This is a genomic window from Pseudomonas sp. 15C (assembly GCF_055484735.1).
This window is the reverse complement of the sequence record NZ_JBUDGD010000090.1, coordinates 1-13,530: the sequence shown is the minus strand read 5'-3', so window position 1 is coordinate 13,530 and position 13,530 is coordinate 1. Positions and strand designations below refer to the sequence as shown.

Below are 13,530 nucleotides of genomic sequence, written 5' to 3'. Positions count from 1 at the left end.
CACACCGCCATCGCGAGCAGGCTCACTCCTACAAGGTTCTATGTCATGGCTAGAACTGAGCACATCCGCCCAATCCCTCCCCCCGCAATTCCCCGATCATCCCGGCCAACTCCACCACCGCTGGCCACTGACCATGATCGACCGCGCCCCTTCGCGCCTCACCCTGCTTGCGCTGCTCTGCGGTCTGCACACCACCGCCCACGCCAGCGGTTTCTTCGACGATGCCAAAAGCCAGGTCCTGAGCCGCAATTTCTACCTGAGCAACGACTACCGCTCGCCCACGCCCTCCGGCAAAAACTACAAACAGGAGTGGGCTCAGGGCTTTATCGGCACCTTCTCATCCGGTTTCACCGAAGGCAGCCTCGGCTTCGGTATCGATGCCCACGCCTTCGCCGGGCTGAAACTGGACGGTGGCAGAGGCCATTCCGGAACCGGCCTGCTGCCAGTCGACAGCAACGGCCGCAGCGAAAACGACTACTCCAGCGCCGGCGGTGCGCTGAAACTGAAAGCCTCACGCACCACCCTCGCCTTCGGCGAAATGACCGTCGAGACGCCGGTGTTCGACACCTCCGACAAACGCCTGCAACCGGAATACGCCACGGGTTTTCTGCTCAACAGCGCCGAGTTCGACAACGTCAACCTGGTCGCCGGCCACTTCACCGCGTTCAAGAACCAGGATAGCTCCTCCGGCCACGGCGATTTCTACGGTTACGGCGCCAACACCGAGGCCGGCAGCATCAGCTTTGTCGGCGCGGACCTGTTCGGCGACGAGCCGCTGGGCGGCGCGCTGTACGCCTCGGAGCTGAGCGACACCTGGCACCAGTACTACGGCAACCTGCATTTCAAACAGTCCGGCCTGCTGCTCGACGCCAACCTCTACCACACCCGCGACACCGGCCGCGCACTGGCCGGCGAGATCGACAACACCGCGTTCAGCCTGTCCGGCAAATACGCCTTCGGCCCACACGCCGTTATGCTCGGCTGGCAACGTATCAACGGCGACACCCCCTTCGATTTCGTCGGCGGTGACTCGATCTACCTCGCCAACTCGATCAAATACGCCGACTTCAACGGCGCCAACGAACGCTCCTGGCAAGCCCGCTACGACCTCGACCTCGGCGCCTTCGGCATCCCGGGTTTGAAGTTCATGACCCGCTACGTCACCGGCAGCCACATCGACGGCACCCACGCCCCCAAGGGCGGCGCGTACAACCCGTTCGACGCCGACAGCGGCCAATACCAGCCACAGCAAGGCGATGGTGGCAAACACTGGGAACGTGATATCGACCTGAAATACGTCGTCCAGTCTGGCGCGGCCAAGGATTTGTCAGTGCAGCTGTCGCACGTCACCCACCGAGCGAATGAGGCGCAAGCCGGCGATGACATTGACCGGATTTATGTGGTGATCGAGTACCCGTTGGGCTTCTGACGGCTGCTTGATTTGAAATGCAATCAACCTGTGGGAGCCAGCCTGCTGGCGATGGCTGACCTTCAGTCAATTAGTGGTTGAATGTTCAACCGCTATCGCTTGCAGGCAAGCTCCCACAGGTTCTATGTGATGGCTGAATGTTCAGGCACACCCAAGTTCCCTGTGGGAGCCAGCCTGCTGGCGATGGCGGCAGGTCAGCCACAACACTTGTGGCTGAACGACCGCTATCGCGAGCAGGCTCACTCCTACAAAAGAACGGGGCAAGTTCGCAAGGTTGGCGGCGGTTGACGGGTTTGGTCGCACTCCCTATCCTCGCGCCCTGTCACGACTCATTCGTGACCGGGTTTGACGGCCTGGACTTCTCACTACGCGCATAGCCTCTCTCTGCTCGTGCACTTTTGTGCCCGCTCATTGCATATGGTGACTGTGTGTGGGGCATCTTCGGATGCGCCGGGTTAGTGAGACCGGTCCGTCAACCTGCGCACAGTTGCCACCCATTCGTTTGACGGCGATCAAGTGGCAGCTCTCTTTAATTTTCAAAGAGATACCTCACTTATGAAACAAGCAAATACAACTTCGACTCCCTGCGACCACACTACTCAACATCCTTTCACCGTCCGCCCCAATATCCCCCTCCTCGACGCCCTGGAACACGCAGCCGTCTACCTCAACTGCGCCGAAGTCCTCGCCCATCAAGCGCCTACTGTCGCTCGCCCGGACCACAGCAGCTCCTTGCGCTGGGCCAGCCAGCAAATGCTCGCCAACGCTCGCGCCCTGATCGTGGCCTCCATCAACGGTCAGCAAGCCGCTCAGACCAAGGTGAACGTATGAATGCCCATCTTTCGATGACCCACAACGAACACAGCACCCCCGTTCTGCTGGTTGCCACCGAAGCCCCGCTCGACGTCTTGCACAGCAGCGCCGCCAGCCGCTTTCTCGCCGTCACGCAGATGATGGAAAGCCTCGCCAGCCTGGATATCGCCTCAGCCAAAGGCGCCGACGTACAGCAACTGGCGCACGCGGCGGCGATGTTGCTGCGGGATGGTTGTGACGTGATGGATGTGCTGGGCCGGCAGATTCGTTTGCGGGTTTGATATATACCCAAATACAACCGCCAAAATACAAGCTGTGGGAGCGAGCCTGCTCGCGAAGGCGTTCGGCCAGACACTGAGAGTGTCGACTGGTACACCGGCTTCGCGAGCAAGCTCGCTCCCACACAGGACTGCGGATAGCGTTGAGTAAAACTGGCGGAAGGCAGCCGGAGTCGAACCTGCCCGGGAACGGATGCCGTCCCCAACCGGGTTTGAAGCCCGGCCGCGCCACCGGGCGCGATTGCCTTCCTTTGACTCATTGCGCGTTGGAGTTTGCCAGCGCGTTGTCGTAACGGATCTGCCGCGACTCGCCGATGCGCCGGGTCAGGCCCAGTCGGTCGAAATACTCCAGATACTGAATACAGCGTTTGCGTCCCAAGCCTAGCGCATCGCGGAAGGTTGTCACCTGGATCTGCGGATTTTCCACCGCGAGTGTCAGTAATACCTCTGCCATTCGGCGCAGTTGCGCGTCAGCCAGAAACAGGTCACGCACCACTTGATGCATCAGCCCAAGTCGCGCGCGTTTGCGCAGCAGCAGGCGTACTGCGGCGTCGTCATGGCCGAGCATTTTGGCGATGTCGCGGACCCACGGTGGGTCGAAGTCGGCGTTGTCGAACAGCGGCTGTATTTGTTGCCACAGGGTTTCGTCCTCGGCATTCAGGCGCACCTGATGTTCAGGCAGGTGCAGCCAGGGGCCGCTGCTGTGGATCGAGCCGGCGCTGAGCAGTTCGTCGAGCAGGCTGATAAACGTCGAACGCTCCAGCGCCAAACCACTGAAACGCCGCAGACGATCTCGGTCAGGCCCCATTTGGTCGGGTTCTTGTTTATGGAATTGCGCGAGGCGTTGCAGCAGATTGAATTTCAGCCGTCCCCAGCGCTGCACGTTGAACAGCAGCGGGCCTTGGCGGGTGTCGATCAGGCGGACGTTTTGCGCTAACGACCACGATGCGCGCGGGCGATTGAACTGGCGTTCGAGGCGCTGCGGATCGAGCCCGCCAGCGCTGTGGTTGAGCAGTACCGGCAAGGCCTGTTCGAAGCTGTCGCTGCCGGCCAGGGTTTGCAGTTGCGCCAGACGTTCGGGGCTGCGGCGTTGCCGCGCCGGGGCGAACGGATCGAGGACCGTGCCGCCGCCCAAGGTGCGTTGCGCGCTGGCGTCACGCAGGATCAGCCGGTCGCCCTTGACCGCGTGTACCGGCGCATTGATCAACAATTGCGCGAACATGCGTTCGCCGGGGCTCAACCGTGGGCCTTCGAGCAAGGCAACTCGAGCGATCACGTCTTGGGTGCCGAGGTGTACGTGCACCGGGTGGAAGTGTTCGAAGGTGCGTTCGCCGGGCAGCAGTTGAAAGTCAATGTCGACCCGTTGCGTCGGCGCGTGCAGCCACTCGCTCAGCAGCCATTGGCCGCGATGGAGCTGCACCAGCTCCAGGCGCTCGCCGCTGAGGTTCAGCGCCACCCGTTGCCCGGCGTAAGCCTGTTCAGCGGGTTGATTCTGCGCGTGCAGGCCGCGCACGCGAACGATTTTGCCGGACGGCGCGAGGGTGAGTTTGTCGCCGACCGACACGGTGCCCGACAGCGCCGTGCCGGTGACCACAATCCCGGCGCCGGCCACGCTGAATGCGCGATCGATCGCCAGACGAAATCCCCCTTCGCCACTGCGCGCCTGCACTTCGTTTTGCGCCTGCACCAACGCCGCGCGCAACGCATCAACGCCCCGCCCGCTCACGCTCGACACGGTAAAGACCGGCGCGTCGGCAAACGGCCCCGGCGCGAGCAGATCCAGCACCTGGCGCTGCACCTCTTCCACCCTGCCCGCCTCGACGCGGTCGCACTTGGTGATCGCCACCACGGCGCGAGGAATGCCGAGCAGTTCGACAATCGCCAGATGCTCGCGGGTCTGCGGCATAACACCGTCATCGGCGGCGACCACCAGCAACACCAGGCCGATGCCCTGCGCGCCGGCGAGCATGTTGTGGGTGAATTTCTCGTGGCCGGGCACGTCGATAAATCCACTCAGGCCGGTGCCGGGCTGCAGTTCGGCGTAGAGATAACCGAGGTCGATGGTCATCCCGCGTTCGCGTTCCTGCGGGCGGCGGTCGCCAGTTTGCCCGGTCAGCGCTTGCAGCAGCGACGTCTTGCCGTGGTCGATGTGCCCCGCCGTGCCGACGATCACGGTGCGGCCTGCAACTGCGGCAGTTGCGCCAGCCACGCCGGCTCATCGTCGAGCTGACGCAGATCCAACCACAGCGCGTCGTCGTCGATGCGCCCGAGCACCGGGATCGGCAACGCGCGCAACGCAGCTTCAAGATTCAGCAGAGAGCGCCCGCGCAGACGCTTCGACACCTGTGGCCGCATGCACAGCGCCGCACTCGGCAAACGCGCCACCGGTTGGCTGCCGCTGCCGATCATGCCCAGGGCCTCGACTGCGCTGACACTCCAAGTCTCACCCAGCATGTCAGCCAGCACCGGCTGCAACCGTGAAGCCTGGGCGAAGATGTCAGCCTGCGGGCGGGTTAAAAGCCGCAAACTCGGCAGACGTTCAGCGAGGCGATCCGGGTCGCGATACAACCCGAGCACCGCCTCCAGCGCGGCCAGGGTCAACTTGTCCACGCGCAGCGCACGCTTGAGCGGGTTCTTTTTGATCTTAGCGATCAGTTCTTTACGGCCGACGATCAACCCGGCCTGCGGTCCGCCGAGCAGTTTGTCGCCGCTGAAGGTGACGATATCGGCGCCATCGAGCAGCGCCTGGCGCACCGTCGGCTCCGCCGGCAAACCCCAACGCGTCAAATCCAACAGGCTGCCACTGCCCAGATCCTCTAGCAATGGCAAGCCGTGCCGATGAGCCAATGCCGCGAGTTCAGCGGTCGGCACGCGAGCGGTAAAACCTTCGATGCTGTAATTGCTCGCATGCACGCGCATGATCAAACCGCTGCGCGGGCTGATCGCTGCTTCGTAGTCACGGGCGTGGGTGCGGTTGGTGGTGCCGACTTCGTGCAGGCGCACGCCCGCGCGGGCCATGATATCGGGGATGCGGAAGGCGCCGCCGATTTCGATCAGCTCGCCGCGCGAGATGATGCCTTCCTTGCGCGCGCCGAGGCTGTTGAGGGTCAGCAGCACGGCGGCGGCATTGTTGTTGACCACGGTGACGGCTTCGGCGCCGGTCAGTTCGCGGATCAAACCTTCGATCAAATCGTCGCGATCACCGCGTTTGCCGCTGGCCAGATCGAATTCCAGATTCAGCGGATAACGTGCGGCACGCTCCACCGCTTCGATAGCTTCGTCCGGTAACAAGGCGCGACCGAGATTGGTGTGCAGCACCGTGCCGGTCAGGTTGAAGACGCGGCGCACCTGACTGCGCTGTTGTTGAATCAGGCGTTCGCCAACCCGGCCGGCGAGCACTTCAGGGCTGATTTCAATCGCCGAGAGTTGCCCGTTCAGGACGTCGCCACGAAGCTCATCGAGCAATTGCCGAAAGCTCGCCAGCAACGACTCACGCCCGTGGCGCTCAAGCAAAGCCACGCACGCCGGATGGCGCAAAAGCCCATCAATGGAAGGTAACCGCAGGGACATCCGCCACTCCTGGAGTCAATCGCTATCGCCCAAGAGTGTAGACGCTGCGGCTCATTCGTCTCCCGGCGCCAATAACAGATTCGGCGCCAGACGCTGAAAGCCGTCCTGCGCCAGGCGCATGTCCAGCAGCAGACTGCCGAGGTCCGCCGACAACGCCTCGGCCTCGGCATCGTTTTCCAGATAGATCAGTTTCAGATAGCTGTTGCAGCCGGGGCAGACTTCCGCGCGCAGCGGTGCCTGATTGGCAGCGTGGCGGTCGTCCTCCAGGCTCAGATAATCGAGGCCTTTGCTCGACTCGCAATACACGCACTTGACCCGCACCACATGCCATTCGCAGGCGCACAGCGAACACACCAGATAACGCAAGCCGTTGTGTTTGCCGCGATGCCGGATGACCCCGGCCATCGCCGTAGAACCGCACGCCGGGCATTGGCTGAGGCTGTCGCCGGGTTTCAGTTGCAGATGGGGCGCGCTGAGCAACCAGTGACTCCACGCCACTTGCAGCGCCGCGCCAAGGAATGGCACCAGTTGCGCCGGCACCAGTGAATACTGGCCGCTGACCAGAGCGACAGCCCAGGAACGCAATTGACCGGCGCTGGCGACCTGCAACGTCGTCACTGCCTCGATAACGGCGGGTTGTTCAGAAGGCTCATAACGCTGCAACAGCGCCGAAAGATAAGCCTGCCAGCCCTCCTCGCGCACCAAGGTGTCGGCGGCGAACGGCGGCAAGCCATGCTGCTGGCACGCCTCGATGCGTTGCTGATCAAATGGCGCGGTGAGCGGCGGATCATCGAACACCTGCTGCTGAACCCGGCATAACCCAGAAATCAAACGCAGATAGTCAGCCAGCGCATGCCCCTCGGCCAGTTGCTCGAGCCTTTGCGCGCGCAGCGCAAACAGGTTGCGCGGCGGCATATACAAGAACGGCGGCGAACTGGCCGCCGCTTCGATTTCACCCGGTTCAAGAATAGTCGGCAAACGTCAGCCCTTTTTGCTGATGGAGCGCTCCGGCGCGTCCCTTGGATGCTCATCGCGAGTGAGGTCGCGATACCACAGCGCATGGTGTTTTTTCGCCCAGGCGCGGCTGACCCGGCCATGCAGCATGGCGTCGACCGAACCCTTGATCCACAACCCGGCGTAAATGTGCACGATGATGCTCAGCACCAGGATGAACCCGGCCAGCGCATGCAAGAGCATCGCCCAGCGGATCACGCTGATGCCGAAATACACGCTGAACCACGCGCGCCAGATCACCAGCCCGGTGAACAGCAACGCCAGCATGCACAGCAGTAAAGTCCAGAACAGCAGTTTCTGCCCGGCGTTGTATTTGCCCACCGGCGGCACGCTGTCTTCGTCGTTGACCATGACCCGGTTGATCCGCCGAAGCCACTGCCGATCGTTGGCGATGAAAAAGTTCGTGCGCCAGAAACTCAAGACCAGGCCGAGGAACAGCACGAACATGGCGATGCCCATGTAGGGGTGCAGAATCCGCGTCCAGGTGCCGCCGCCGAACAGGTTGCTCAACCAGAACAGCGCCGGGTGAAACAGCGCCAGCCCGGACAGCCCGGCCATGAAAAACAGGATCGCCACCAGCCAGTGATTGGTGCGCTGGTTGGCGCTGTAACGCAGGATCGTCTTGTGGCTCATGGCCGCTCCTCCCCGCGTGGATCGTAGGTGTGCACCGCCGGGTCGACGACATGCACCGAGGTGTCGGCTGGCGTCGGCTGTTCATCTTCTTCGACGCGATTGGGGCCGACGCGTACATAGTGGAAGAAGCCGGCAATCACCGCCGCGCCCATCGCCAGCAGCGCCAAGGGTTTGCTGAGGCCTTTCCACAAGTCCACCAGCGGACTGATCGCCGGGTGGTCCGGCAAACCGGCGTAGAGTTTCGGTGTGTCGGCATGGTGCAAGACGTACATGACGTGGGTGCCACCGACGCCTTCCGGGTCGTAGAGACCGGCGTTGTCGAAGCCGCGGCTTTTGAGGTCGACGATGCGTTCGGCGGCGTGCTCCTTCATGTCTTCCTTGGTACCGAAGACGATGGCGCCGGTCGGGCAGGTTTTCACGCAGGCCGGTTCCAGCCCGACCGCCACGCGATCGGAACACAAGGTGCACTTGTAGGCCTTGTGGTCCTTTTGCGAGATACGCGGAATGTTGAACGGGCAACCGGTGATGCAATAACCACAGCCGATGCAGTGATCCTGATTGAAATCAACGATGCCGTTGGCATGCTGGATGATCGCGCCGGGGCTCGGGCATGCCGCGAGGCAACCGGGTTCGGCGCAATGCATGCAGCCGTCCTTGCGGATCAGCCACTCCAGATTGCCGGCGTCGGTTTCATGCTCGGTGAAGCGCATCAGCGTCCATGTATCCGCGGTCAGGTCCTGCGGGTTGTCGTAGGTGCCGTGGTTGTGGCCGACCTCGTCGCGCAACTCGTTCCATTCCGAGCAGGCGACCTGACAGGCCTTGCAACCGATGCACTTGGTGGTGTCGATCAGCTTGGCGACGGCGTCCTGATTGCGCACCGACGGCGGCACCGTGGTGGTGGCCGAGCGGGCAATGATGTCTTGGCTGGCCATTTATAAGGTCTCCACTAGAGCTTCTCCACGTTGACCAGGAATGACTTGGATTCCGGGGTCTGGGTGTTGCCATCGCCGAGGAACGGCACCAGCGTGTTGGTCAGGTAACCGTGGCGCGTCAGGCCGGTGAACCCCCAGTGCAGCGGGATGCCGATCTGATGCACAACCTGGCCGTTGACCTGCAGCGGCCGAATCCGCTTGGTCACCACCGCCACTGCCTCGATAAAGCCGCGCTTGCAACTGACCCGCACGCGATCACCGGCGGCGATGCCCTTCTCTTTCGCCAGCACTTCGCCGATTTCGACGAATTGCTCGGGTTGCGCGATCGCGTTCAACTTGCAGTGCTTGCTCCAGAAGTGGAAATGCTCGGTCAGCCGGTAACTGGTGCCGGCGTACGGGAAGTCCTTGGCCTCGCCGAGGCTTTCCCAGACCGAATCGAAGATCCGTGCCGCCGGGTTGCTGGTGGCTTTCTTGTTTTGCGGGTGCAGCGGGTTGATGCCGATCGGCGTTTCGAACGGCTCGTAGTGCTCGGGGAATGGCCCTTCGTTCATCTTGTCGACGGCAAAGAAGCGCGCCACACCTTCGGGGTTCATGATGAACGGGTTCATCCCGGCTTCCGGCGGCACGTCGGCCTTGTAGTCCGGCACATCGGTGCCGCCCCAGGTTTTGCCGTTCCACCAGACCAGGCGTTTTTTCGGGTCCCACGGTTTGCCCGCAAGGTCCGCCGAAGCGCGGTTGTAGAGAATCCGTCGATTGGCCGGCCACGCCCACGCCCAGCCTTGATGCTGGTGCATGCCGTAGGGGTCGGCGTTGTCGCGGCGAGCCATTTGGTTGCCGGCCTCGGTCCAGCTGCCGGCGAAGATCCAGCAACCCGACGCAGTGCTGCCGTCGTCCTTCAGCAAGCCGAACCCGGCCAGTTGCGTGCCGGCCTTGACCATCGCGCCACTGGCATCGGTGAAGTCGGTCACCGCGCTGCCGTTGATTTCCTTGGCCAGCTCTTCCGGCGAAGGCTCGTCGGCGATCTTGTAGGGCCAGGACAATTTCAGCAGCGGATCGGGGAATTTGCCGCCCTCGGTCTGATAGCGCTTGCGCAGGCGCAGGAACAGTTCGCTCATGATGCGAATGTCGGTCTGCGCTTCGCCCGGTCCATCGGCGCCCTTCCAGTGCCATTGCAGCCAGCGGCTGCTGTTGACCAGCGAGCCATCTTCCTCGGCGAAACAGGTAGTCGGCAGGCGAATCACTTCGGTCTGGATCTCGGCGGTTTTCACGTCGTTGTACGGTCCGACGTTATTCCAGAACTCCGAGGTTTCGGTGGCCAGCGGGTCCATCACTACCAGCCATTTCAGCTTGGCCAGGGCGGCCATCACGCGGTTCTTGTCCGGCAGTGCGGCGATCGGATTGAAGCCCTGACACATGTAGCCGTTCACTTTGCCCTGGCTCATCAGGTCGAACATTTTCAGGACGTCGTAGTTGGGAATGTCCAGTTTCGGCAAATGATCGAACAGCCAATTGTTCTCGGCGGTGGCGTTGGCGCCGTACCAGGATTTCATCAGGCTGACGTGGAACTTGCTGTAGTTCTGCCAGTACGAAAGCTGCCCCGGCCGCAGCGGCACTTGCGTGCGTTTGTGAATGAACTGGGCGTAATCCTGCTCGGTGTCGCTGGCCAGCGTCAGGTAACCGGGCAGCGCGTTCGACAGTAGTCCGAGGTCGGTCAGGCCCTGAATGTTCGAGTGCCCGCGCAAGGCATTCACCCCGCCACCAGGCATGCCGACGTTGCCCAGCAGCAATTGCACCATCGCCGCGCTGCGGATGATCTGCGCGCCGATCGAGTGCTGGGTCCAGCCGAGGGCGTAGAGAATCGTCATGGTCTTGCCCGGCGTCGAGCAGGTGGCGATCTCGTCCCAGATCTTCTGCATGGCGTCGACCGGCATGCCGCAGATCTGGCTGGCCAACTCGATGTTGTAGCGGCTGTAATGCTGCTTCATCAGTTGATAGACGCAGCGCGGGTCTTGCAGGGTCGGATCGACCCGGACGAAGCCGTCCTCGGCGAACTCGTAACCCCAGCCGGACTTGTCGGTGTAGCTGCGTTTTTCCGCGTCATAGCCGCTGAAAATGCCGTCCTCGAAGCCATAACCGGCTTTGACGATGAACGACACGTCGGTGTAGTTGCGCACGTATTCGTGCTGGATCTTGTCGGTGGTCAGCAGGTAATTGATCAGCCCGCCCATGAAGGCGATGTCGGTGCCGGTGCGGATCGGCGCGTAATAGTCGGCCACCGAAGCCGTCCGGGTAAAACGCGGATCGACCACAATCAGCCGCGCAGCGTTATGCGCCTTGGCCTCGGTCACCCATTTGAAGCCGCACGGATGCGCTTCTGCTGCGTTGCCACCCATCACCAGGATCAGATTCGCGTTGGCGATATCGGTCCAGGTATTGGTCATGGCACCACGGCCGTACGTCGGGGCAAGACTTGCCACCGTCGGGCCGTGTCAGACACGTGCCTGGTTATCGAACCCCAGCATGCCGAGGCTGCGAATCACCTTCTGGGTGATGTAGCCGGCTTCATTGGACGCCGCCGAGGCCGCGAGAAAACCGGTGCTCAGCCAGCGGTTCACCGTTTGCCCGTTGGCATTCTTTTCGATGAAATTGGCGTCGCGGTCGGTTTTCATCAGGTCGGCGATGCGATCGAGCGCTTCGTCCCAGCTGATTCGCGTCCACTCGCTGCTGCCGGGCTTGCGCACTTGCGGATACTGCAAGCGGCCGGGGCTATGAATGAAGTCGAGCAGGCCGGCGCCCTTCGGGCAGAGGGTGCCGCGATTGACCGGGTGGTCGGCGTCGCCCTCGATGTGAATGATGTTTTGCGCCACGTTTTTCCCGGCATCGCCCTGGCTGTACATGATCAAACCGCAGCCGACCGAGCAATACGGGCAGGTGTTGCGGGTTTCATGGGTGTGGGCGAGCTTGAAGTGACGCACCTGCTCGGCGAAGGCTGGCGTCGGGGCCATGCCCAACGCGCCCAGGCTTGAGCCTGCAAGGCCTATACCTGCGACCTTGAAGAACTGACGACGGCTGAGATCCATCGTGCACTCCTGATCAGGTGGAACCCGGTGCTGGTGCCGGGTTTTATCTGGACAATCACGGTTGCGACGCCTTGGCGTCGACTTTTTCACTGTAGACAATCAGCGCAGCGCCCGGGTGAAAACCGACCGTCGGGTGTTTTTCTGCACGATTTGATGGCTTTGTACACACTCTGTGGGAGCTGGCTTGCCAGCGATGGCGTCGGCACATTCAATATTGATGGTGCCTGATCCACCGCAATCGCTGGCAAGCCAGCTCCCACAAAGGTTGCAGGTGGCCGCGAGGATTTGTGTGCTCACGCAGGGTATGCGGCTTATCATGACGCCCCTGAACAACCCGCCTTCACGAGACCGCGCATGACTTTCGATTTTGATCAGGTATTCGACCGCCACCACACCGGCAGCACCAAGTGGAGCCGTTACCCGGCGGACGTTCTGCCGATGTGGGTCGCGGACATGGATTTCGCCGCGCCGCCGGTGGTGATCGAGGCCTTGCAGCAACGTTTGCTGCACCCGCTGGTGGGCTACAGCGTGGCGCAGGACAATTTGCGCGAAGCGATCATTGCCGATCTGTGGAACAAGTACGCCTGGCAGGTCAAGCCGCAGGAGCTGATCTTCCTGCCGGGTGTCGAGTCCGGTTTCAACATGGCGCTCAAGGCATTGGTGCAGCCGCAGCAGAACGTTGTGGTGCAAGTGCCGAACTACCCGCCGCTGCGCCAGGCGCCGGGCCATTGGGGGTTGAACAAGGTCGAGCTGGAATTCGTCGTTCAGGCGGACGGCGGCTATGCAACGCCACTGACGGCGTTGCGTGATGCGCTGGTGGGCGGCGGCGCGCTGCTGCTGAGCAATCCGCACAATCCGCTCGGCAAGGTGTTTGCTGCTCAGGAGCTGCGTGATGTGGCTGATATCTGCATGGCGCAGGATGCCTGGATCATTTCTGACGAAATCCATGCCGAGCTGTGTTTTGACGGTCGCGTGCATGTTCCGACGGCATCGCTGAGCGCTGAGATCGCGCAGCGCACCATTACGCTGATGTCGGCGAGCAAGGCTTACAACATTGCCGGCCTGAAGACTTCGTTCATGATCATTCAGAACGCTGCGCTGCGTGAGCGCGTCAATCATGCTCGTTGCGGCATGGTCGACAGTGTCAATCCGCTGGGTATGGAGGCTACTCGGGTGGCGTACAGCGAAGGCGCGCCTTGGTTGGCGGAACTGAAGGTTTATTTGCAGGGCAATCGCGACTGGCTGGTTGAGGCTGTGCGCAGTCGTTTGCCGGGGGTGACGATCGATGTGCCGCAGGGGACTTATCTGGCGTGGCTGGATTGTTCGGCGCTGGATTTGCCGGATCCGCAGCGGTTCTTTCTTGAGCAGGCGAAAGTTGGGTTGAGTGCCGGGGCGGATTTCAGTGATCGGCATCAGCAGTTTGTGCGCTTGAATTTTGGTTGCCCGCGGTCGTTGCTTGAAGAGGGCATTAGTCGGATGGAGCGTGCGCTGGCGCAGCGCGGTGCCTGATTCTTCGGTGATTTGCCTGAGCAGGTGATCTCCTGTGGGAGCTTGCCTGCAAGCGATGGCGGCCTTGTAGCCGCCCCATCACTTGTTGGTGTACGCGGTTGATTTGTAGGAGTGAGCCTGCTCGCGATGGCTTTCTTTCAGGCGCTGGGTTTTGGGTACATATCCGTTGCTTCGGGTGTTGCGGCTGGCGGTTTCGCCCTTACGGCGAGTCCCTTTTTCAAACGCCAAAAAGGAACCAAAAGGCTTTGCTCCTACGTACGGCCCTCGCAGGC

At 62.0% G+C, this 13,530-nt stretch carries 11 protein-coding genes and 1 tRNA gene; 4 read left to right on the top strand and 8 right to left on the bottom strand.

From position 1 onward, the window contains the following. Positions 1–133 precede the first annotated feature (133 nt). The 3 genes from ACYYKW_RS25490 (at position 134) to ACYYKW_RS25480 (ending at position 2,523) form a co-directional block, all read left to right on the top strand. Positions 134–1,429: an OprD family porin gene (locus ACYYKW_RS25490; RefSeq protein ID WP_464991483.1), complete on the top strand. Its 1,296-nt coding sequence runs from the start codon at positions 134–136 to the stop codon at positions 1,427–1,429. Positions 1,430–1,984: 555 nt separating this feature from the next. Further along, positions 1,985–2,260 (top strand): DUF3077 domain-containing protein, encoded by a 276-nt coding sequence (locus ACYYKW_RS25485; protein ID WP_464991482.1) that lies wholly within the window; start codon positions 1,985–1,987, stop codon positions 2,258–2,260. Then, positions 2,257–2,523 (top strand): short-chain dehydrogenase, encoded by a 267-nt coding sequence (locus ACYYKW_RS25480; protein ID WP_093101455.1) that lies wholly within the window; start codon positions 2,257–2,259, stop codon positions 2,521–2,523. Before ACYYKW_RS25485 ends, ACYYKW_RS25480 begins: the two co-directional genes overlap by 4 nt. A gap of 151 nt (positions 2,524–2,674) precedes the next feature. On the opposite strand, the gene ACYYKW_RS25475 is transcribed toward ACYYKW_RS25480, so the two are convergent. The 7 genes from ACYYKW_RS25475 to fdnG all read right to left on the bottom strand — a co-directional run bounded on the left by ACYYKW_RS25475 (position 2,675) and on the right by fdnG (position 11,749). Continuing rightward, a tRNA-Sec gene (locus ACYYKW_RS25475) sits at positions 2,675–2,770 on the bottom strand. Positions 2,771–2,776: 6 nt separating this feature from the next. Next, positions 2,777–4,693, bottom strand: a complete 1,917-nt coding sequence (gene selB, locus ACYYKW_RS25470; RefSeq protein WP_464991484.1) for a selenocysteine-specific translation elongation factor — start codon at positions 4,691–4,693, stop codon at positions 2,777–2,779. After that, positions 4,690–6,090 (bottom strand): L-seryl-tRNA(Sec) selenium transferase, encoded by a 1,401-nt coding sequence (gene selA, locus ACYYKW_RS25465; protein WP_093101453.1) that lies wholly within the window; start codon positions 6,088–6,090, stop codon positions 4,690–4,692. The genes selB and selA overlap by 4 nt, the downstream gene beginning before the upstream one ends. Before the next feature lie 51 nt (positions 6,091–6,141). Further along, complete coding sequence (gene fdhE, locus ACYYKW_RS25460) at positions 6,142–7,068, bottom strand: formate dehydrogenase accessory protein FdhE (RefSeq protein ID WP_464991481.1); 927 nt, start codon at positions 7,066–7,068, stop codon at positions 6,142–6,144. Between the two features lie 3 nt (positions 7,069–7,071). After that, positions 7,072–7,737, bottom strand: a complete 666-nt coding sequence (locus ACYYKW_RS25455; RefSeq protein ID WP_464991480.1) for a formate dehydrogenase subunit gamma — start codon at positions 7,735–7,737, stop codon at positions 7,072–7,074. Beyond that, positions 7,734–8,669 carry a formate dehydrogenase subunit beta gene (fdxH, locus tag ACYYKW_RS25450; RefSeq protein WP_336355757.1) on the bottom strand — a complete coding sequence of 312 codons (936 nt, stop codon included), beginning with the start codon at positions 8,667–8,669 and terminating at the stop codon, positions 7,734–7,736. Before fdxH ends, ACYYKW_RS25455 begins: the two co-directional genes overlap by 4 nt. Before the next feature lie 14 nt (positions 8,670–8,683). Then, positions 8,684–11,749 carry a formate dehydrogenase-N subunit alpha gene (fdnG, locus tag ACYYKW_RS25445; protein WP_464991479.1) on the bottom strand — a complete coding sequence of 1,022 codons (3,066 nt, stop codon included), beginning with the start codon at positions 11,747–11,749 and terminating at the stop codon, positions 8,684–8,686. 354 nt (positions 11,750–12,103) lie between these two features. Between fdnG and ACYYKW_RS25440 the strand changes: the two genes are divergently transcribed. After that, positions 12,104–13,258, top strand: coding sequence for a MalY/PatB family protein (locus ACYYKW_RS25440; RefSeq protein ID WP_464991478.1), 1,155 nt, complete (start codon positions 12,104–12,106; stop codon positions 13,256–13,258). A gap of 78 nt (positions 13,259–13,336) precedes the next feature. Here ACYYKW_RS25440 and ACYYKW_RS25435 read toward each other — a convergent pair. Next, positions 13,337–13,530: hypothetical protein (locus tag ACYYKW_RS25435; protein WP_464991477.1), on the bottom strand; the 194-nt coding region annotated here is incomplete at its 5' end.